This is a genomic window from Bacteroides sp. AF39-11AC (assembly GCF_003474285.1).
Taxonomy (GTDB): domain Bacteria; phylum Bacteroidota; class Bacteroidia; order Bacteroidales; family Bacteroidaceae; genus Bacteroides.
Window position 1 is genome coordinate 549,386 of sequence record NZ_QROH01000004.1, and the last position, 20,471, is coordinate 569,856.

Below are 20,471 nucleotides of genomic sequence, written 5' to 3' on the forward strand. Positions count from 1 at the left end.
TTAGTTTATTAGTGTTTAGTGATTAGTAAATATGATAAGTGAGCTAATCACTTATCATTAACCACTCATCGCTAAATTAGTGTTCGTGACTGTGTGCCGGTATCGCATTCGTAGCGCTTGCCAGTTTCACTTGATAAGCTCCTTCGGTTACCACGCGGTCTCCTGCTTTTACACCTGAGAGAATTTGTACGCTTTCACCGTTATCTGCTCCAAGAGTCACGAGTTGTTTCTTATATCCTTCTTCATCCAGTTGCAGGTAGACAAAGAAACTGCCTTGCTCTTCAGTCAATGCTGAATGGGGCAGGGATATTACATTTTCTATAGGGGAAGACAATAAGAAGATTTCTACAAACGAACCGGGGATGATATCACCTTTGTTGTCAAATTCAAAGGTTACAGGTACATAATATCCACCGTCTCCGCCCGAAGCCTTGCCATAGGAGAGAAGACGTCCGTCTAAGTCTTTCAATGTGTATACCTTATTATTGTAAGGAGTGCAGAAGTTAGCAGAACCAATAGTACGAAGATACTGGTAATATTTTTCTGAAACGTCAGCACGCAAGAATAATTTGCGGTTTTGCGTAATGCTGACTAACGGTTGTCCCACCGCTACGTAATCGCCTTCTTTCACTAACAGGCTTTTTACATATCCGCTGATGGGGGAAACCACGGCTTGTCCGCTTGCCGAACTGTTTTTGGCTACGGCTTCGTAGCTGATACGTGCATTCTCATACGCTTGTTCAGCCTGAGCGAAATCCTTTTCAGAAACAATCTTATTTCCTACAAGGGATTTCATACGCTCGTATTCTTTTTTGGATACTTCATAAGCGATGCGTGCCCGTTCTACAGGGTCACCATCCGCCATATTTTTAGAAGACAATATAACCAGCGGTGTACCTTTGCTGACACTCATGCCCTCGATAACTTTTCCACGGAAAGTTACCACACCTGCCACTGTTGCTACAGCAACGCTTTCGTCTCCTTGTGCTGCCATTACCTGGCCACTGGTTTTTATAACCTGATGGAAAATTCCCGGTTCTACAACATTGGATTTTACTCCGGCAGCCTGTGCTTTGGCGGTAGGCAGAATGATTTCGTCACTATGTCCGGCTGCTGCTTTTCCATCGTGGCTATGTCCATCGTGGTTGTGTTCGCCACCTTCGTGATTGTGGTCTTCGCCCTCATGATCATGATCACAACCTTCGTGCTCATGTTTTTCTGTTTCATGACTATGACCTTCGTGTCCGTCGCCGGATTTACTATTGCAGGAACCCAATAGGAATAGCCCTATGACTCCCATAAAAAGAATTTTTTTCATGATGATATTTTTATGTTCTTACTTTTATCAGTGTGCAAAATTAGAGATAAAAGCCTGCAATAAAGTTGCAGACTTTATGATAAAGTAAGAACACACGGAGGTGCGCGAAGCCCTGTGGCACGTGTGAGATACGTGCCATGAAGTGACTCCTGGTATATGCAGTCCTGTCTTTGCCCACTTTCTTCGGGTAGGACCAATAATCTGAGGAGTGGTTCGGAAAACAATGTAATAACCAGCGGAAAGTCCGGATGTGCCCATCCATTGTCCGAGCTGGGAGTTTGCTGGAAGAAATGAGTCGTTACACATCCCGTATCGCAACAGCAATGTTCGTTATCCGAGCTGTGTTGTTGTCCGCAACAATCGGGAGCTATATCATTCTTCATGCATATCAACCCGTTGTTGTGATGGTGATGAGGAATAACCGGCACTACCAGCATAACCATACTGATAAACATTAGGAAAAATGTTATATACCGTTTCTTCTGCATCTTAATTTTCTAATTGCGGACAAAGATAGAAGTTAACGGCTTAATTACCAAATGTTAGTTATTAAAAAGCCTTGAATAATCCATTTAAACCTTCACTCATACTGGGATGGGTGAATATAAAGTTACGTAAAGCAGAAGATTTCTGTCCGGTCTTTATGGCAAACGCTACCAGATTGATAAGTTCCGGTGAATCTATACAAAAAAGGGAACAGCCCAGAATTTTCTCTGTATCCGTATTTACGATGGCTTTTAGCATACCATCCATATTCTGCAAAGTACGTGCCCGTGGAATAGCTGAGGCAGGCAAACGTGATATCTTGATCGGATAACCTCGTTTCACAGCATCTTCCTCTGTCAGACCGATATGTGCCATCGGAGGATCTGTGAAGATGGCGTAAGGCACAGGATTGCGGTCGTCGATAGATCGTTCCTTATTGCCGAATAAGTGGTTCAGGATAATGCGGGAGTCATCGATGGAAAGGTAATCATACATTTCTCCGCCTCTCACATCTCCCAAAGCCCAGATATGTGGTACAGTAGTGCGTAATTGCTCATTTACAACTATTGCTCCCTGTGCATTGACTTGTACTCTGGCTTTTTCCAGATGCAGATCATCTATCATCGGTTTACGGCCTGTTGCAATGAGCAGGGCATCTCCTTCCAGAAAATAAGGTGTACCGTCCGAAACATCCGTATAGGCGGCTGTAATACCGTCTGCTGTATCATGCAATGACTGCACACGGGCATTCAGGCGTATCTCTATATTTTTTCTTTTTAAACTTTCCTGCATGTATTCGGCAATCTCCCGGTCTGCTTTCGGCAGAAAACGTTTGCCGGCTTCCAGAATAGTAACCTTACTGCCGAATCCGGCATACATGGTTGCGAATTCCAGTCCGATGGCACCACTGCCTATGATTAGTAAATGTTGGGGAAGAACATCTGCCTGAAGCAATGTTTCACTGGTATATACATATTTACTATCTCTTAATCCATCTATATCCGGCAGGATAGGTGTAGAACCGGTATTGATAAATATTTCTTTTCCTTCCAGTTCGAAAGATTCTTCATCCTTTCCGGGTGCAAGAGTTACTTTCACCGTATCTTCGCATACAAAAGAAGCGGTTCCGTCATACAATGTAATATTAGGATTGCCTGTCAGATTTTCGACATTCTTCTCCCGTAGGAACATGACCAGCTTATCTTTGCGTTTCAGGGCAAGAGAATATAACTTGGATTGTTTTTTATAATCATCCTGGTAGATACGTTCAGCAAACTCTGCTTCGTGTATCATGGTTTTGGTAGGGATACATCCTACATTTATACAAGTTCCGCCATACATTTCAGGGGAACGTTCTATAACCGCCACTTTCCAGTTGCGGTTGGCTAATTCGGCTGCCAGTAATTTTCCACCTTTGCCAAATCCTATTATTATTGCGTCATATCGCTTCATTATTCTCGTAGTTAGAGGTTTATGAAAATAAAACAATATGACGCAAGAAAAGTTGCAGAAGCCCTGTTAAGGAACGTTTACCTTTCCAGTTCGCGGAGCGACTCCATTTTCTTCTTTTCCAAAAATTCGTAGATACCGCTCAGGTGTTCTTTCACTTGTTTATTGCCGAATTCATAGACTTTCGTAACCAGTCCGTCCAGGAAGTCACGGTCGTGGCTTACAACGATCAGTGTACCATCAAAATCCAGCAGAGCTTGCTTCAGGATATCTTTAGTTTTCATGTCCAGGTGGTTTGTCGGCTCATCCAGAATCAGCAGGTTCACTGGTTCCAGCAGTAACTTAATCATAGCAAGTCGCGTACGTTCTCCACCGGAAAGCACTTTCACCTTCTTCATGGATTGTTCAGGGCCACCAAACATAAAAGCACCCAACAAGTCGCGTATCTTGTTACGTATTTCTCCTTTTGCCACATCGTCAATCGTCTGGAATACCGTAAGGTTTTCATCCAGCATAGATGCTTGATTCTGTGCGAAATAACCAATTTGTACATTGTGTCCGAGTGTCAGTGTACCGTCGTGCTCAATCTCTTTCATGATACACTTCACCAGTGTAGACTTACCCTCACCGTTCTTACCGACAAAAGCTAATTTGTCTCCCCGTTCCACAGTCAATGTAGCATTCTTGAATACTACATGGTCACCATAGGTTTTACCTACGTTTTCCATGGTTACAGGATAGTTACCCGAGCGTGGTGATGGCGGGAATTTCAATCGCAATGCTGAAGTATCTTCCTCATCCACTTCCAGAATTTCCAGTTTCTCCAGCATCTTTACGCGGCTTTGCACTTGCAGAGTTTTGGAATAAGTGCCTTTGAAGCGTTCGATGAAGTCTTTGGTTTCGGCTATGAACTTCTGTTGTTCGTCATAGGCTTTTTGTTGTTGCTCGCGACGGTCTTTACGGAGTTCCAGATATTTGGAGTAATTTACTTTATAGTCATAAATCCGCCCCATTGTTACTTCAATAGTACGGGTAGTGATGTTATCCACAAATTTACGGTCGTGGCTGATGACGATGACAGCCTTACCATTATTGATGAGGAAATCTTCCAGCCACTGGATACTTTCAATATCGAGGTGATTGGTAGGCTCATCCAGCAACAACACGTCCGGCTTCTGCAGCAACAGCTTGGCAAGTTCGATACGCATACGCCATCCACCGCTGAAGTCACTGGTCTGGCGATTGAAGTCTTCGCGCGTGAAGCCGAGTCCTAACAAAGCTTTTTCCACATCTTCCTCATAGTTGGTGGAGTCTATGGAGTAGAATTTCTCACTCAGGGCAGAAACCGTTTCGATCAGTTCCATATAACTGTCGCTTTCGTAATCGGTACGAGTTTCCAACTCCTTGTTGAGGCGTTCTATCTCTGCTTCCATCTCATGCAGATGTGAGAAGGCTTGTGCTGTTTCCTGAAATACAGTTCGTCCGTCTTCCGTCATCAGGTGCTGCGGCAGATAAGCGATTACACTGTCTTTGGGTGCTGAAATTTTGCCCCGGGTAGGTTGGCGTACTCCTGCCAGAATTTTCAGTAAGGTACTTTTCCCCGCTCCGTTCTTTCCCATCAGGGCGATGCGGTCTTTTTCATTAATAACGAAGGAGATATCACTGAATAAGGTGGTGCCGCCAAATTCTACGGCCAGTCCGTCTATTGAAATCATACTCTATTTTTAAATTGAGGCGCAAAGATAGTACATTTATATTATTTTTTATATCTTTGCCTCATTAAACAAAAATACATTGGTCATGGAAACAGGGAATTTGTCAGAAGATTACCGTCCGCTGATACTGGTAGCGGAAGACGATGATAGCAACTTTAAATTGATAAAAGCTATTATTGGCAAGAAATGCGAGATATTGTGGGCAAAGAACGGTGAAGAGATGGTTAATCTGTTCAAAGAGAACCGTGGAAAGACAGCTGCTATCCTTATGGATATCAAAATGCCTATCATGAATGGTCTGGAAGCGACAAAGATCATCCGCGAAGAAGAAAAGGAACTTCCTATCATTATGCAGACTGCCTATGCTTTTACGGCCGACCGCGAAAATGCAATGGCTGCCGGTGCTTCGGAAGTATTGGTGAAACCCATTACGTTGAGTGCATTGCGTACTTGCCTGAGCAAGTTCCTGCCGCAATTACAGTGGTAAGTATAAGAAACCCTTTAAGGATTTTATTTATAATATAATAGAAAGCGGAACAACTTCGTAAGAGGTTGTTCCGCTTTATGTTATAATATTCGGAAATTCTTTATTCCACTTCCTTGTTTTCTCTTTCCTGCATCTTCCGTTTCACGAACTCTACCTTCAGGTTCGCCTCTTCCATTTCTTTCTTTATCTGAGTGATGGATGAAAGTATCTGTGCCAGTTCATAAACCCCTGCCAATGCTTGGCGGTCTGCCGGAGACATAGTAGTGGAGTAGGAGCGTTCGCCTTGATAGTTCACTTTGATATTCTTGTCCTTATTCAAGTAGAGAAATCCCATTACATTACCATCTTCTCCCATTTTGAAGTCCGCCTTTTCTATTTTTTCTCCCAAATCGGTGGTTTCATAACTATCCTTGGAAGCAGGTGTCTCAGCAAAACTGCCATCAGGGGCGACTACTTTTACACTTATATGGTGAATATTGCTGGGACCGCAATAAATGGAAGTCATGCTCATTTGTCCGGTTTCATTCACCTGGAAACGGAGATAGGAGCGGTGCAGATTCTTCTCTATAACTTGTGAAGGATGCAAATAGTTACCTATTTGTTGATATTCGGCATCTTTTTCGAGCGTGAATTTACCCTTCAGGGCATCCAGTTCTCCTTGTTTTTGTTGAAGCAGGCTATCCAGGTAAACAAGTGTTTTTTCCTGCTCCTTCAGTTCCACCTGCTGCATTAATCCAATGCCCTCCCGGCGCGCTTCAAAAGCCTTGGGATATAGTATTTTAATGCTATCTATTTGCATTTTCGCTTCGCTAAAGTCTCCCCGTTCGAAGGCTGCACGGGCTGTTTGCAGTTTCTCACCTGCTTTCTTCTCTACATTCTCACAAGATAAGAGCGTGCAGCAGAGGCACGCAAGAAGTGTCACTTTCTTCATAATTACTGTTGTTCTGTTAGTGAGGACAAAATTAGAAATAATATCCGTATCTTTGCACTCTGAAAATATATAAATAGTATTTTAGTTTTCCGGAAAAAACGGAAATTTAGAACAATCTAATATCCGGGCCGTACCAACTTCGTATCAAGCCCGTACCAAGTCCGTACCAAGTCCAAGTGTATAGACACGGAGTAACTACGGAGATGGTAGGGCTCAGATAAGAATTGGGAGAGGAGAGGCAGGGAATATAGACCAAAAACAGTGCTACTTTCTCCGATGAAAACTAAATAATTATTTTAAAAAGTATAGTATGATAGAATTGACGGCAGAAGAACTGAAACAGCATTTCAGCGACGATATATTCAAACGGATATCCGAGACAGCAGATGAATTAGGATTGGAATGTTATGTAGTCGGTGGATATGTGCGCGATATTTTCCTGCAACGCCCTTCTAAGGATATTGATGTTGTAGTAGTAGGTAGTGGTATAGAGATGGCCGAAGCGCTGGGTAAACGCCTGGGACGTGGAGCACACGTAGCCTTGTTTAAGAATTTTGGTACCGCACAGGTAAAATACCGTGGTATAGAAGTGGAATTTGTTGGTGCACGCAAGGAGTCTTATCAGCGTGACTCCCGTAAGCCCATCGTTGAAGACGGTACATTGGAAGACGATCAGAATCGGCGGGATTTTACTATCAATGCATTGGCTGTCTGCCTGAATCAGAGCCGGTTCGGAGAATTGGTAGACCCCTTTGGTGGTATAGAAGATCTGAAAGAAAAAACAATCCGTACTCCTCTTGACCCGGATATTACATTTAGTGACGACCCGTTGCGCATGATGCGGTGCATCCGTTTTGCCACTCAGCTGAATTTTTATATTGATGATGCTACATTTGAGTCTTTGTGCCGCAATTGTGGGCGTATATCCATTATCTCCAAGGAGCGTATTGCCGATGAACTTAATAAGATAATACTTTCTCCGGTTCCCTCTAAAGGATTTATAGATCTGGACCGTTCCGGTTTGTTGTCTTTGATTTTTCCAGAACTGGCTGCCCTTCAAGGTGTGGAAACACGTAATGGGCGGGCACATAAGGACAATTTCTATCACACATTGGAAGTACTCGATAACGTCAGTCGTAAAACGGATAATCTTTGGTTACGGTGGGCTGCACTGCTGCATGATATAGCCAAACCCGCCACTAAACGTTGGGAGCCTCGTGCGGGTTGGACTTTCCATAATCATAATTTCATTGGTGAGAAGATGGTTCCTGAGATTTTCCGGAAGATGAAGTTGCCGATGAATGAAAAGATGAAGTATGTACAGAAGTTGGTGAGCTTGCATATGCGTCCTATTGTCATAGCAGACGATGTGGTGACCGACTCTGCGGTGCGTCGTCTTCTTTTTGAAGCCGGAGATGATATTGATGACCTGATGACGTTGTGCGAAGCTGATATTACTTCCAAAAACATGGAGCGTAAGCAGCGATTCCTGAATAATTTCCAGTTGGTACGCCAGAAGTTGAAAGACCTTGAAGAGCGTGACCGCGTCCGCAATTTCCAACCGCCTGTCAGTGGAGAAGAGATTATGGAAACTTTCAATCTGGAACCCTGCCGGGAAGTAGGGGCTTTGAAAAGCGCCATTAAAGACGCTATTCTGGATGGAGTGATTCCCAATGAATACGAAGCAGCACGCGCTTTTATGATGGAACGGGCAGCAAAAATGGGATTAAAACGTCCTTGACTTCTGAGTTGATAAAAATAAAATGAGCCTTGCAACATTAACGTTGCAGGGCTCATTTCGTTATGTCTGAAACTGATATTCTATTATTCAGCCAGTTGGAACTTACGGCTTACCTTCATCAGGTTAATTGTGTAAGTAACGACATTCTGTGCTTCCTGTATCATAGTCAGGTATACCATGCTGACTTTGATACTGCCGGATTGGCTCTGAATGCGTTGCAATTCTTCCCGTTTCAGGTGCGACAACTGCCCGTTTAGGTCATTGGCTTTCCGGAGCTCACTCTCAAAATTATCATAATCATTGTTTTCCATCTTGTGACGGCAAACTTGTAACAAGTAGACGATATCTTCCGTTACATCAGAGAATTCACCTTTCTGAATGGCATCCAGTGGCTTGAAGTTATTGTCGATATGTTCGAGGCACGGTTCGCAGAGACGTCCGATGCTATATACCAGTTCGCTGGCAAAATCGTTGCCTTGATAATAGTAAAGCCCTTTCTCCAATACTGTATTGTTATCCAGGCGGCACATGGCAAGAGTGCCGGTACGTTTCATTTGCTTGATGAGTTGTTTCTCAAATTTCACAGACCCCATGGAGCGACGTAATCCGCGTAAGTTCTCGTGTAAGAATGCGGTTACGGTACGTTCTAAGTTTTCTTCGGTAAACGCCAGTATCTTTACTAACTCTTCACGGGTATGTTTACGCAGCAGTTCCAGAATTTCCTCGTTACTGCTACTCTGCATCAGTTGCTTGATGGTTTCGTTACCTTTCTCTTTAGCTTTGCGTTTCTTGTACATCACCTGGCTGCGGATCAGAGAGAATACAGCCAGGCCGATCAGGGCAACGATGGCAACCGTGCCGCCGAAATGGATAATCAGAGCAACAATGAAACAGATGGTAAATGCAGCACCGGCCGTAATGAACCAGCCACCGATAACGCTCAGCACACCTGTTATACGGAATACGGCGGTGTCACGTCCCCAGGCACGGTCGGCGAGAGAGGTACCCATGGCAACCATGAAGGTTACGTAAGTGGTGGAAAGAGGAAGTTTCAGTGAAGTACCCAGCGCAATGAGCAAGCCTGCCAATACAAGGTTTACCGAAGCGCGTACCAGGTCGAATGCGCCACCGTCTGCAATGATAGCTTCGTCTTTGCGGAAACGGGTGTCGAGCCACCGTTTGCTGCGTTCAGGCATTATTTTGGAGATACCATTGGATAATGTAAGGCTAAATCTTACCAGGGTACGGGCGATAGGGGTACTACCGAAGTTTTCTTCACCTTCATCCTGGCGGGAGAGATCAACGGAAGTCTTAATAACATTATGCGCTTTTTTAGAAGTGCAAAGGGCGTAAACCATGATGGCACCTGCACCGAAGAGGAAGTACCAGGGTGTTTTGGCCGGACCGAGAAGCGAAGTCATAAGGAAGCCGTCCGGACCTGCGCCTGCTCCATTGGCTGTATAATCTATAAATGAAGAATATCCGGCAAGAGGTACGCCGATAAAGTTGACCAGATCATTGCCGGCAAAGGCGAGGGCAAGGGCGAAGGTACCCAATAACACAACAACTTTGAAAACATTTACCTTCAACCAGTGAAGCACTTGCATCAGTATGGTGAAGAATATAAAGAAACAGCTGATAAGCATTCCAGTGTTGTCCTGTATCCAATGCTTGTTATCAGCTGTCATGAATGAACTGTCTTTTAATCCTTTGATGAGCATGAAGTAAATGATGGAAGTGGCGGCGATACCACCGAAGATTCCGATGCTGTACTTCATCTTTTTGGTATAGTTGAAAGTGAAGATGACACGTGCCAGCCATTGTACCAGCATACCGAAGAAGAAAGCGATGGCTACGGAAAGGAAAATACCCATGATAACGGATAGGGCTTTGTCCGTATTAATCAGATCGCCCAAGCCGATTGCGTCATTACTGTGTGCTTTAATAAGTGCCAGTGCAAAGGTACCACCCAGTAATTCGAATACCATGGATACTGTAGTGGAAGTAGGCATCCCCATAGTATTGAAGACATCCAGCAGCACGACATCGGTTAACATGACTGCCAACAGGATACACATGATCTCGGCAAAATAGAAATGTTGTGGTTGGTAGATGCCGTGCCGGGCAATGTCCATCATGCCATTGGACATTGCTGCCCCGATGAATACGCCCACTCCGGCAATAAAAAGCATGGTTTTGAAAGAAGCTGCCTTTGCTCCGACAGCCGAATTTAAGAAATTGACCGCATCATTACTGACGCCCACGATGAGGTCGAACACCGCAAGGACGAACAGGAAGATGACAATGCATAGATAAATCGTTTCCATAATAATGTATTTTATTTCTGGCTGCAAAGGAACGGAAATTGTGTTGCAGCGAGGTGTCATACATATTACAGAAATGTTACAATGTTATTCAAGTTTCTCTTTCAGATATTCGTAAAAGGTATACTGTGAGCGTACTTTTTCTTTCTGTGGGTGGGCTGATTTCCAACAATTGTGCAAGTTATCATCTACGAAACAGGCTTTACGTTTGTCCGAAAGCTGAATGGAAAGCATATCTATCAGTTCCTGCTTTGCATCGGGGTCCAGTATAGGGGTAACGGCTTCAATGCGACGGTACAGGTTACGCCGCATCCAGTCCGGTGAACCGAGGAAGATTTTCGGATTGTCTCCATTACCGAAGTACCATATACGGGCATGTTCCAGAAATGTATCCACAATACGTGTTACATGAATGTTACGGCTGTATTCTTGTTCCGGTATCAGGCAGCAAATGCCGCGTACGATCAGGTCTATTTCCACACCGGCCTGTGAGGCTTCATACAGGCGATCTATCATGGTGGGATCCTGCAGCGCATTCATTTTAAGAATGATCCGGCCTTTCTTACCTTTCCTTGCCAGTTCCATTTCATGATCGATGAGGCGATTCAGTTCCGGTATCAGGTTGAAGCGTGCCACCAGTAACCGGTGGAATACAGGATTCTCTTTCCCCCGTAAGGTGCGGAACAGGTTGTGAAGGTCATTGACGATTATGGGATTGCAGGTGAACAGTCCGCTGTCGGCATACAGTGTGGCGGTTTTTTCATTGAAATTTCCGGTGCTGATATACGCATAGCTGGTCAGTTTCTTATCCTCCTTATTGCGGCGCAAAACGAGGGCAACTTTGGCATGTACCTTCAATTTGGGTATACTATATATAATATTGATACCCGATGCTTTCATCATTTCGGCGGTGGCAAGGTTGTTCTCTTCGTCGAAGCGGGCTTTCAGTTCCACGAAGACCGTGACTTTCTTCCCATTCTGGGCGGCAGCTATCAGGGTATTGATAACAGCGGAGTTTTCCGCCACCCGGTATTGGGTTACCATGATTTCGCGTACGGTAGGTTCGTGCACCGCCTCGTACAGGAAGTGGATGAAGTGCTCGAAGGAGTGGTAAGGGTAATGCAATAACAGATCTTTCTTCTCTACATATTGGAAAATGGACTCCCGTTCGTTGAGGTATGTCAGCTTCATCGGTTGCGGTTTCCGAATGGGATGGATGTTCGGGTTCGGATTGGGCAGATGCCGCAAGTCTTCCAGGTTCAGATGTTTATCACCCGGAACCAGTTCGCGGCGGTCGATATGGAAAGCATCTATCAGGTAGTCGAGGAAGTCCTGTGGCATGGCACGGTCGTACACAAAGCGGCAGACATCTCCTATCTTGCGCTTTTTCACCTTAGTCTTCACCTGTTCTATGATTTCGGAAGTATTGGCGGCATCGTCTATCAGTATATCCGCATCGCGCGAAATCTTGATACAATAACTGCTGTCCACATCATAACCGGGAAAGATTACATCCAGATTGGCCTTGATGATATCTTCGATGAACATCAGGTAATAGTTGTTCCCCACTTTGGGCAGTTCGATGAAACGGGGTACTTTGCTGTAGGGCTGCTTCATCACGAAGTACTGCGTACGTCCGGGAGCACCGGGCGGCAATCCTTTCAGGTGAAGGCGTACGGCCAGATACAGGCGATTATCTCGCAGGAAAGAGATTACCTTATCTTTGGAAACAGGTACGGGCTGCAGGAAAGGGAAGATTTCTTCCCGGAAAAAACGCCGTACAAAGTCATGATGAAACGGTTCTACGTTGCGGCTCTGATAGAAGATGATATGGTTTTTCTTCAGGGCAGGAAGTATTTTCTGTTCATAGATGCGGATACGGTCCTCCATCTGGCGGTTTACTTCAAGATTGATTGCGTCTACCAGTTCGATGGTCGATTGTACTGTTTCCTCGTCACTTTGCGCGGCACCGGTAGCTATTGCCTTATGGTCGGCAACGCGTATTTTGTAGAATTCTTCCAGGTTGGAAGAATAAATGGATATAAAGTTAATGCGTTCGTATAGTGGAAGAGTATCATCTTCCGCTTCCAGCAGGACACGGTAGTTGAATGACAGCCAACTGATGTCCCGTTTAAAATATTGATATTGGTTTTCCATGGTTTCATCAAGATTTGCCCAAATATAGTTACCTTTGCACAGATAAACAAAAGAAAGATGACAAAAGTTGGTTTATTATCCGATACACACGGCTATTGGGATGAAAAATATCTGCAATATTTCGAGACGTGTGACGAAATCTGGCATGCCGGTGACATCGGCTCGCTGGAGGTGGCCCGGAAGCTGGAGGCATTCCGTCCTTTCCGTGCCGTGTATGGTAACATTGACGGGCAAGACATCCGTCAGGTCTATCCGCAAATCAACCGTTTCACGGTCGATGGTGCCGAGGTCTTGATAAAGCATATCGGCGGTTATCCCGGCAATTATGATCCCTCCATACGGGGCAGTATTCTGGTGCGTCCGCCTAAGCTTTTCATCAGCGGACATTCCCATATACTAAAGGTAAAGTATGACAAAACGCTCGATATGCTGCACATCAATCCTGGTGCTGCAGGTATCTCCGGATTTCATAAAGTACGTACCATGGTACGCTTTATTGTGGACAATGGGGTGTTCAAGGATCTTGAAGTGATAGAGCTCGCAGGGTGAGAAAGCTCCTAAAAATAATTTAAATTATTTTGTACTGCATTCCGTTTGCATTATCTTTGTAGCCTGAATAGATCACCGAGAGCCGTGGGGCGTTGTCCTCCTTCTTATTTTATTCTATATTTGTATCAACCGAAAAAAGAACTGAAATATGAAAGGAATTATTCTTGCCGGTGGTAGCGCCACCCGTCTTTACCCCTTATCTAAGGCTATTTCCAAGCAGATTATGCCGGTTTATGACAAGCCAATGATTTATTATCCGCTTTCCACGCTTATGTTGGCGGGGATACGCGAAGTGCTGATTATCTCCACTCCACGTGACTTGCCCATGTTTCGCGAATTGCTGGGTACGGGTGAAGAGCTTGGAATGTCCTTTTCTTATAAGATACAAGAGCAGCCTAACGGACTGGCTCAGGCTTTCGTGCTGGGGGCCGAATTTCTGAACGGTGAGCCGGGATGCCTCATTCTGGGTGATAACATGTTCTACGGACAGGGCTTTTCTGCCATGCTGAAACGTGCTGCCTCCATTGAAAAGGGTGCGTGTATCTTCGGATATTATGTGAAGGACCCTCGTGCTTATGGTGTGGTGGAATTTGATACCGACGGAAAAGCGATTTCCCTCGAAGAGAAACCTGCACAGCCCAAGAGCAACTATGCAGTGCCCGGTCTGTATTTCTACGACTCTACAGTCACTGCCAAGGCTGCTGCCCTGAAACCTTCCGCCCGTGGCGAATATGAAATTACGGACCTGAACCGCCTGTATCTGGACGAGGGCACGTTGAAAGTAGAGATCTTCGGCCGTGGTTTCGCATGGCTCGATACCGGAAACTGCGACAGCCTGCTGGAAGCAAGCAACTTTGTGGCTACCATACAGAACCGTCAGGGTTTCCGTGTCAGCTGCATCGAAGAGATAGCCTGGCGCAAAGGTTGGATAGATGCCGACCAGCTTTACCGTCTTGGTGAGCAACTTGGCAAAACAGAATATGGCACCTACTTGATGGAACTTGCCAATTCCCACCGCTGAGAATATCATAAATCATAAATTATAAATCATAAATAAATGAAGACTTATCTTGTAACCGGTGCTGCCGGATTTATCGGCGCGAACTATATCAAGTACATCCTGGCAAAGCATGATGACGTGCAGCTTGTGATACTTGATGCTTTAACCTATGCCGGAAACCTTGGAACCATCGCTAAAGACATTGATGACGAACGTTGTTTCTTTGTAAAAGGTGACATCTGCGACCGGATACTTGCCGACGAACTGTTTGCCAAATTTAAATTCGACTATGTGGTGAACTTTGCTGCAGAGAGTCACGTAGACCGTAGCATTGAGAATCCGCAGCTCTTCCTCGTTACTAATATTCTGGGTACGCAGAACCTGCTGGATGCAGCCCGTCGTGCCTGGGTGACGGGTAAGGACGAGAATGGCTATCCTACCTGGCGCAAGGGTGTGCGTTACCATCAGGTGTCTACGGACGAGGTGTATGGTTCGTTGGGTGCCGACGGCTACTTCACAGAGGAAACCCCGCTTTGTCCACATAGCCCGTACAGTGCTTCCAAGACTAGTGCCGACATGGTGGTTATGGCTTACCATGATACCTATAAAATGCCGGTGACCATTACCCGCTGTTCCAATAACTACGGCCCGTATCACTTCCCCGAAAAGCTGATTCCACTCATCATCAAGAATATTCTGGAAGGAAAGAAACTTCCTGTCTATGGCGACGGTAGCAATGTGCGCGACTGGCTTTATGTGGAAGATCATTGCAAAGCTATCGACCTGGTAGTTCGCGAAGGTGTGGAAGGTGAAGTGTACAACGTAGGTGGCCATAACGAAAAGACCAACCTCGAAATCGTGAAGCTGACCATTGCCACCATCCACCGCCTGATGACGGAGAAACCTGAATATCGCGAAGTCCTGAAGAAGAAGACGAAAGGCGAAGATGGTCAGATTGACATCAGCTGGATTAATGAAGATCTGATTACTTTCGTGAAGGACCGTCTCGGTCATGACCAGCGCTATGCCATCGATCCGGCGAAGATTACCGCTGCTTTGGGCTGGTATCCCGAAACGAAGTTCGAAGACGGCATCGTGAAGACCATTGAGTGGTATCTGAATAACCAGGCGTGGGTAGAAGAAGTAACCAGCGGTGACTACCAGCACTATTACGAGAAGATGTACGGCAAAAGGTGATAATTTCATCTCATGAGACGATCTTAAATAGTCTCATGAGATGATTTTTTTTATCCCGTGAGACGGAATTTTTCACCTCACGGGATGATTTTTTTTGTCTCATGGGATGAATCCGGATGCCTGCTGCGTTTATGCAGCCAGCGCTACGGCCAGCAGTATGCCCAGAAATAGCATGTTGCGTGAAGTCTCGCCCAGGATACGGTTCAGCCCTTTACCGCTGCGGATGTTCACCATCTTGCGCCACGTCAGGGCATGCATGCAGAGGTAGACGCAGGGAGCCCAGATAAACTCGATCAGCGTCAGTCGACCGGTATTTACAAACCAGAGGCAGAGCAACGTGGAGGCAATGCCCAGTCCCAAATACATATTTTCACCGAACTTCCGGCCATAGCGCACCACCAGCGTGCACTTGCCACTCACGGCATCTTGCTCGCGGTCGCGGTAGTTGTTCACCATTAGCAGGGTGTCTATGGCAAGACCGCTGACGAGCGACAGTACCAACACATCCATATTCAACGCGTAGGCCTGCACGTAGTAGGTGCCGCAGACGGGCACGAAGCCGAAGAAGACCAGTACCAGCACATCGCCCCAGCCCAGATAGGAGAGCAGTGTGGTATAGAGGAAGGCAAACAGGATACATATTACTCCCAGTGCCACCAGTTCCCAACCTCCGTGGGGCAGTTGCCCCCAGACGGTGAACAGCAGCGTCAATCCTGCCAGGCACGACAGCAGCAATGCGCAGCCGATGCCCACTTTCATGGCTCCTGGTGTAATCCAGCCTTCTGCGCAGGCACGCGGCGGACCCAGACGATCCTTACGGTCGGTGCCTTTCTGAAAGTCGAAAAGGTCATTGATGAAGTTAGCGGCAATTTGCATGCCGCAGGCGAAGAGGGCGCACAGCAGGGCGGGCAGGGTCTTGAACTCCCCGTCGCTGAAAGCCAGGGCACTACCCAGCAGTACGGGGATGATGGCTCCCGTCAAGGTCTTGGGACGGGCGGCGAGAAACCAGGCATAAGGTGAATTCAGTTTAATCTCTTTCATATTCCGTTTTTAGTTTAGGGTGAATGCTTGTTACCGATTCTTGCAACAAAGATACTGAAAATGCCTATCTTTGTGTCTGTGTAATGAAGAAAATACTGCTTGTATATGATGAAGAAATTCCTCTATGTGATTCTCGGTGTTCTGTTTCTCTCTTCCTGTAGGTCGAATCAGTACGTACTTCCTTCTTTGCTGCCGGAGACTTCGGCAGCGGACAGTATCCGACTCGTCGATACAGAAATAATCTCTTCAAAGGCAGCTTCCGGCTACCGGGGCATCAGCCGGGTGCGGACGTACAAGTTCAGTCACCCCGATGTGCCTGCCGCTTTCGACGGTTTTCGCATTGCCTTTATTTCTGATTTGCACTACAAAAGTCTTTTCAAGGAGAAAGGTCTTGAGAACCTGGTCTGCTTGCTCAATGACCAGCGGGCAGACGTGTTGCTGGTGGGGGGCGACCTGCATGAGGGATGTGAGTATGTGGCGCCCGTCATCTCCGCCCTGGCGGCGGTGAAGGTACCGATGGGCACCTACGTGGTGCTGGGCAACAACGACTATGAGGCTTGCTACGCCGATATTGTGCGCCAACTGGAGGCACACAACATTCATTTGCTGGAGCACCGCGTGGATACACTGAGGCGGGACGGGGCGGAGATTCTGATAGCCGGCGTGCGTAATCCTTTCGATCTGCAGAAGAATGGTGTATCTCCTACGCTCGCTCTTTCACCTGATGATTTCGTGATTCTGCTGACGCATACACCCGACTATGCTGAGGATGTCGCTATAACGAATACCGACCTCGTCCTTGCCGGACATACCCACGGCGGGCAGGTGACGCTGTTCGGGCTTTATGCTCCCATTCTTCCTTCGCACTACGGACAGCGGTTTCGTGGCGGACTGAAGCGCAATTCCCAGGGAATACCGATGATTATTACCAATGGTCTGGGGACTTCCAATAAGAATATCCGCATGTTCGCCCCCAGTGAGGTGGTGGTGATAGAACTGAATGTTCATCACTAATCATATCCTCTTTGAATGAGAACAGAAATTATTCTTCGGGCATCAGTACTACTCCCAGCTTCTTCTTGCCATCCATCTTTACTGTTACAGGTTGTTCGAAATGTACGTGCCGCAGGTATTTCGTCTCGTGTACGGCAGGTTGGGCATTCAGGAATTCCTGGTTGTATACACCGTCGTTCATAAATGCATTGATGGTGAAATACCCTACGCCGAAGGACGTCAGGTTCTGGAAGAAATGGGTTCCCTGACTGGGGTCTACACGGTAATTCGTCAGTCCGGCTTCCACAATGACGCGGGCGGCGCTGATGTGCGGCCACTTCACGGGAATGCCAAGCCAGGTGTCACTACTTCCCCAGCGTCCGGGACCAACGAGGACATAGTTTCGCCCTTCGTCCAGGAAACGTTGGTTCAGCTTCTCTATCTCCCAGGCAATCTCCTGATTGTGCGATGCACTGTAGTCATCCGTCTTCACGTAGACGACGTCATAGATATCGTTCATAATGCCATGACCCAGGGAGTTGTTGGAGCGGAGTAGGGTTTTCTCATCCGGTATGGCAGTGAGGTCTTCGTCCAGCATTTCTTTGGTGTCTACGATAGGACGTATTTGCAGCAGGTAGAAAGTGCCCGATTTATCCTGTTCGCGGCTCATGGTGGCGGCAAACTCTATCTCGACGGGGCGGCGCATTTCCTGCTCACCGTACTTCAATACCAGTTGCAAGATGCGTGCCAACGGGAAAACATCATGTTGCAGGATGTTGGCGAAAGTGATTACCTTGCGCCCACCGGGATAAAGCCCGTCGCGGATAATCTGGTCGTAAGGGTCGTAGGTGGAGGCTATGTAGTTCAGTGCTCCATCCTTTTCCGCCTCTTTCACGTGCAGTTTCAGCAGGTTGAAGCCATCGTCCATAGAGAAATCGTGTCCGGCATTGCGCAGGTCGAGGGCATAGAAACGGGTTTGCGTCTCTTTCAGGGCTATCTCCATTTCGCTGGTTTGCAGAATCTGATGCGGATGATAGGGAGAGAAGCGAAGCGTCATGCCACCGTCTACGATGTACTTGCCAAGACCGAGGGCGAGGTTTACCGTACCTTCTTCGGCCTTTTCATCACCGATGGGGTAATAGTTGAGCGAACGTGCCACGCCGGACATACTGGGATAATAACGGTCGCCATATTGGTTGCCGACTACCTCTTGCAGGATGACAGCCATCTTTTCCTGGTCGATGACATTGCTTGTGGCCTGCATATACGCCTTGCTATCGCGGAAATAGACCGAAGCATATACACCTTTGATGGCGTCGGACAGCATACGGAGCATTTCGTATTTATCATCCAGATACGGAATCATATAAGTATTATAGATTCCAGCGAAGGGCTGATAGTGCGAATCTTCCAGTAAGGAAGACGAGCGGATGGCAAGCGGTGACTTCACTACATCGAAGAAGGTGAAGAAGTCTTCCACCAACCGGTCGGGTAGTTTGGCTTTCAGGAAGTAGCGCAGGATTAAGTCGTCATCAGCATCGGAGAGGGCTACCTGATACAGGTTGTTTGTCTCCATGAACTCGTCGAAGACATCGGTACAGAGTACCACTGTTTTAGGGATGGCAACGCGGGCATTGTCGAACTCTTCAAATTCGGGATGATGCTTCACCATGTTGTCAATAAAAGCCAGTCCGCGACCTTTGCCTCCCAATGAACCATCGCCGATACGGGCAAAGTTGGAGTAACGGTCGAAGCGGTCACGCTTGAACACAGCTACCACACCCTGGTTTTTCATCTTGCGGTATTTTACGATGGCTTCGAAGATGATCTTTCGGTGGGCATCCACGTCTTGCAGGCTGTTCCAAGTGATAGGTTTCAGGAACTCTGCCACCGGGAACATGGCGCGTGAGTAGAGCCAGCGGCTGACGTGGTTACGGCTGATATGGTAGAGGAACGACTCTGCGGGTACGGCAAAGAGGATATTCTGCAATTCTTTCAGATTCTTTACACGGGCTATCTCTTCCAGCGTATCGGGATTGCGGAAAATGAAATCGCCGAAACCGAAGTTGTCCGATACGATGCGGCGCAGGTCCACATCCATCTTCTTGGAGTTCTTGTCGATAAAGGCGGCACCGTATTTGGATGCATACAGTGCATTTTCCGATTCGGACGACTGGATGATGAGCGGCACGAACGGATCTTCCTTACGGATGGCGGCGCACAGCTTGATGCCTGCCAGTCCATCCTTTTCGCCACGTTCCACACGCGGGAAGCGGACATCGGTAATCACTCCTAATATATTATTCTTGTATTTCTCGTAGATACCGGTAGCTTCTTCATAGGTACGTGCCAGTACGATCTTTGGACGTCCACGCATACGCAGTGTCCGCTGGTGGGCATTCAATGCTTCGGTACTGAATTCCTGGCTTTGCTTCAGCACGAATTTATAAAGGTTGGGCAAGATGGACGAGTAGAACCGGATACCGTCTTCCACTACCAGAATCACTTGTACGCCGACTTCGTTTACATCGTGTTCCAAGTTCATTTTATCCTCTATCAGTTTGATGATAGACACCAGCAAATCGGTATTTCCCAACCAACAGAAGATATATTCGAAGGGGCTCAGGTCTTCATTGGCAATACGCTTGGTGATGCCGTGGCTGAAAGGAGTCAGTATCACCATGGGGATATGTTCGTACAGGCCCTTGATGTGGCGTGCTACATCAAAACTGTCGTTATCTCCCGTACCCGGCATGCAGATGATGAGGTCGAACGGTACGGTGGAAAGTTGTGCCAACGCTTCTTCACAGGTGGATACTTGGGTAAAACGTGGTGGATAGCGCAGGGAGAGCGATGTGTATTCGTTAAATATTTTTTCATCTATACGTCCGTCGTCTTCCAGCATGAAAGCATCATAGGGGTTGGCTATCAGAAGGACATTGAAAATGCGGCGCGTCATCAGGTTGGCGAACTGCGTATCTTTAAAATAAAGCTGGTTTAATTTAAGCTTGCTAAGCATGGCCTATCACGAATTATTGGTTTGGATGGACAAAAGTAATAAAAAAAAGCCAACCACGATGAGG

15 protein-coding genes are annotated in these 20,471 nt (G+C 46.7%); 6 read left to right on the forward strand and 9 right to left on the reverse strand.

Translation table 11 applies throughout. The annotated features are described in order from the left end of the window. Positions 1-76: 76 nt before the first annotated feature. The 4 genes from DW036_RS10570 to DW036_RS10585 form a co-directional block, all read right to left on the reverse strand. Positions 77-1,318: an efflux RND transporter periplasmic adaptor subunit gene (locus DW036_RS10570; RefSeq protein ID WP_118464037.1), complete on the reverse strand. Its 1,242-nt coding sequence runs from the start codon at positions 1,316-1,318 to the stop codon at positions 77-79. A 74-nt stretch (positions 1,319-1,392) separates the two neighbouring features. Further along, positions 1,393-1,806 (reverse strand): DUF6769 family protein, encoded by a 414-nt coding sequence (locus DW036_RS10575; protein WP_118464040.1) that lies wholly within the window; start codon positions 1,804-1,806, stop codon positions 1,393-1,395. 61 nt (positions 1,807-1,867) lie between these two features. Continuing rightward, positions 1,868-3,256 carry an FAD-dependent oxidoreductase gene (locus DW036_RS10580; RefSeq protein WP_118464043.1) on the reverse strand — a complete coding sequence of 463 codons (1,389 nt, stop codon included), beginning with the start codon at positions 3,254-3,256 and terminating at the stop codon, positions 1,868-1,870. 77 nt (positions 3,257-3,333) lie between these two features. After that, positions 3,334-4,968 (reverse strand): ABC-F family ATP-binding cassette domain-containing protein, encoded by a 1,635-nt coding sequence (locus tag DW036_RS10585; protein ID WP_118464046.1) that lies wholly within the window; start codon positions 4,966-4,968, stop codon positions 3,334-3,336. Between the two features lie 85 nt (positions 4,969-5,053). Here DW036_RS10585 and DW036_RS10590 point away from each other — a divergent pair, with 85 nt between their 5' ends. Continuing rightward, positions 5,054-5,455: a response regulator gene (locus DW036_RS10590; protein WP_022392932.1), complete on the forward strand. Its 402-nt coding sequence runs from the start codon at positions 5,054-5,056 to the stop codon at positions 5,453-5,455. A 100-nt stretch (positions 5,456-5,555) separates the two neighbouring features. On the opposite strand, the gene DW036_RS10595 is transcribed toward DW036_RS10590, so the two are convergent. Continuing rightward, entirely contained in the window at positions 5,556-6,386 is an 831-nt protein-coding gene (locus DW036_RS10595; protein ID WP_118464049.1) for a hypothetical protein, read from the reverse strand. A gap of 310 nt (positions 6,387-6,696) precedes the next feature. On the opposite strand from DW036_RS10595, the gene DW036_RS10600 reads away from it, so the two are divergent. Continuing rightward, entirely contained in the window at positions 6,697-8,127 is a 1,431-nt protein-coding gene (locus tag DW036_RS10600; RefSeq protein ID WP_118464052.1) for a CCA tRNA nucleotidyltransferase, read from the forward strand. A gap of 83 nt (positions 8,128-8,210) precedes the next feature. Here DW036_RS10600 and DW036_RS10605 read toward each other — a convergent pair whose 3' ends face one another. Then, positions 8,211-10,454, reverse strand: coding sequence for an inorganic phosphate transporter (locus tag DW036_RS10605; RefSeq protein WP_118464055.1), 2,244 nt, complete (start codon positions 10,452-10,454; stop codon positions 8,211-8,213). An 84-nt stretch (positions 10,455-10,538) separates the two neighbouring features. Continuing rightward, positions 10,539-12,608, reverse strand: a complete 2,070-nt coding sequence (locus DW036_RS10610; RefSeq protein ID WP_118464058.1) for an RNA degradosome polyphosphate kinase — start codon at positions 12,606-12,608, stop codon at positions 10,539-10,541. A gap of 57 nt (positions 12,609-12,665) precedes the next feature. Here DW036_RS10610 and DW036_RS10615 point away from each other — a divergent pair, with 57 nt between their 5' ends. The 3 genes from DW036_RS10615 to rfbB all read left to right on the forward strand — a co-directional run bounded on the left by DW036_RS10615 (position 12,666) and on the right by rfbB (position 15,354). Next, entirely contained in the window at positions 12,666-13,157 is a 492-nt protein-coding gene (locus tag DW036_RS10615; RefSeq protein WP_007667884.1) for a metallophosphoesterase, read from the forward strand. A 148-nt stretch (positions 13,158-13,305) separates the two neighbouring features. After that, positions 13,306-14,178 (forward strand): glucose-1-phosphate thymidylyltransferase RfbA, encoded by an 873-nt coding sequence (gene rfbA / locus DW036_RS10620; RefSeq protein ID WP_118464061.1) that lies wholly within the window; start codon positions 13,306-13,308, stop codon positions 14,176-14,178. Positions 14,179-14,214: 36 nt separating this feature from the next. Then, positions 14,215-15,354: a dTDP-glucose 4,6-dehydratase gene (rfbB, locus tag DW036_RS10625; protein WP_118464064.1), complete on the forward strand. Its 1,140-nt coding sequence runs from the start codon at positions 14,215-14,217 to the stop codon at positions 15,352-15,354. 129 nt (positions 15,355-15,483) lie between these two features. On the opposite strand, the gene menA is transcribed toward rfbB, so the two are convergent. Continuing rightward, positions 15,484-16,395 (reverse strand): 1,4-dihydroxy-2-naphthoate octaprenyltransferase, encoded by a 912-nt coding sequence (gene menA / locus DW036_RS10630; protein ID WP_118464067.1) that lies wholly within the window; start codon positions 16,393-16,395, stop codon positions 15,484-15,486. A 105-nt stretch (positions 16,396-16,500) separates the two neighbouring features. Here menA and DW036_RS10635 point away from each other — a divergent pair, with 105 nt between their 5' ends. Then, on the forward strand, positions 16,501-17,409 hold the full coding sequence (locus DW036_RS10635) for a metallophosphoesterase (RefSeq protein WP_187374596.1): 909 nt from the start codon (positions 16,501-16,503) through the stop codon (positions 17,407-17,409). 28 nt (positions 17,410-17,437) lie between these two features. On the opposite strand, the gene DW036_RS10640 is transcribed toward DW036_RS10635, so the two are convergent. Next, positions 17,438-20,407: a PEP/pyruvate-binding domain-containing protein gene (locus DW036_RS10640; protein WP_118464070.1), complete on the reverse strand. Its 2,970-nt coding sequence runs from the start codon at positions 20,405-20,407 to the stop codon at positions 17,438-17,440. Positions 20,408-20,471 lie beyond the last annotated feature (64 nt).

What these genes read in the sequence shown, in the direction of transcription:
- DW036_RS10570 (WP_118464037.1), bottom strand. Translation starts at nt 1,318, where the DNA reads ATGAAAAAAATTCTTTTTATGGGAGTCATAGGGCTATTCCTATTGGGT.
- DW036_RS10575 (WP_118464040.1), bottom strand. Translation starts at nt 1,806, where the DNA reads ATGCAGAAGAAACGGTATATAACATTTTTCCTAATGTTTATCAGTATG.
- DW036_RS10580 (WP_118464043.1), bottom strand. Translation starts at nt 3,256, where the DNA reads ATGAAGCGATATGACGCAATAATAATAGGATTTGGCAAAGGTGGAAAA.
- DW036_RS10585 (WP_118464046.1), bottom strand. Translation starts at nt 4,968, where the DNA reads ATGATTTCAATAGACGGACTGGCCGTAGAATTTGGCGGCACCACCTTA.
- DW036_RS10590 (WP_022392932.1), top strand. Translation starts at nt 5,054, where the DNA reads ATGGAAACAGGGAATTTGTCAGAAGATTACCGTCCGCTGATACTGGTA.
- DW036_RS10595 (WP_118464049.1), bottom strand. Translation starts at nt 6,386, where the DNA reads ATGAAGAAAGTGACACTTCTTGCGTGCCTCTGCTGCACGCTCTTATCT.
- DW036_RS10600 (WP_118464052.1), top strand. Translation starts at nt 6,697, where the DNA reads ATGATAGAATTGACGGCAGAAGAACTGAAACAGCATTTCAGCGACGAT.
- DW036_RS10605 (WP_118464055.1), bottom strand. Translation starts at nt 10,454, where the DNA reads ATGGAAACGATTTATCTATGCATTGTCATCTTCCTGTTCGTCCTTGCG.
- DW036_RS10610 (WP_118464058.1), bottom strand. Translation starts at nt 12,608, where the DNA reads ATGGAAAACCAATATCAATATTTTAAACGGGACATCAGTTGGCTGTCA.
- DW036_RS10615 (WP_007667884.1), top strand. Translation starts at nt 12,666, where the DNA reads ATGACAAAAGTTGGTTTATTATCCGATACACACGGCTATTGGGATGAA.
- rfbA (WP_118464061.1), top strand. Translation starts at nt 13,306, where the DNA reads ATGAAAGGAATTATTCTTGCCGGTGGTAGCGCCACCCGTCTTTACCCC.
- rfbB (WP_118464064.1), top strand. Translation starts at nt 14,215, where the DNA reads ATGAAGACTTATCTTGTAACCGGTGCTGCCGGATTTATCGGCGCGAAC.
- menA (WP_118464067.1), bottom strand. Translation starts at nt 16,395, where the DNA reads ATGAAAGAGATTAAACTGAATTCACCTTATGCCTGGTTTCTCGCCGCC.
- DW036_RS10635 (WP_187374596.1), top strand. Translation starts at nt 16,501, where the DNA reads ATGATGAAGAAATTCCTCTATGTGATTCTCGGTGTTCTGTTTCTCTCT.
- DW036_RS10640 (WP_118464070.1), bottom strand. Translation starts at nt 20,407, where the DNA reads ATGCTTAGCAAGCTTAAATTAAACCAGCTTTATTTTAAAGATACGCAG.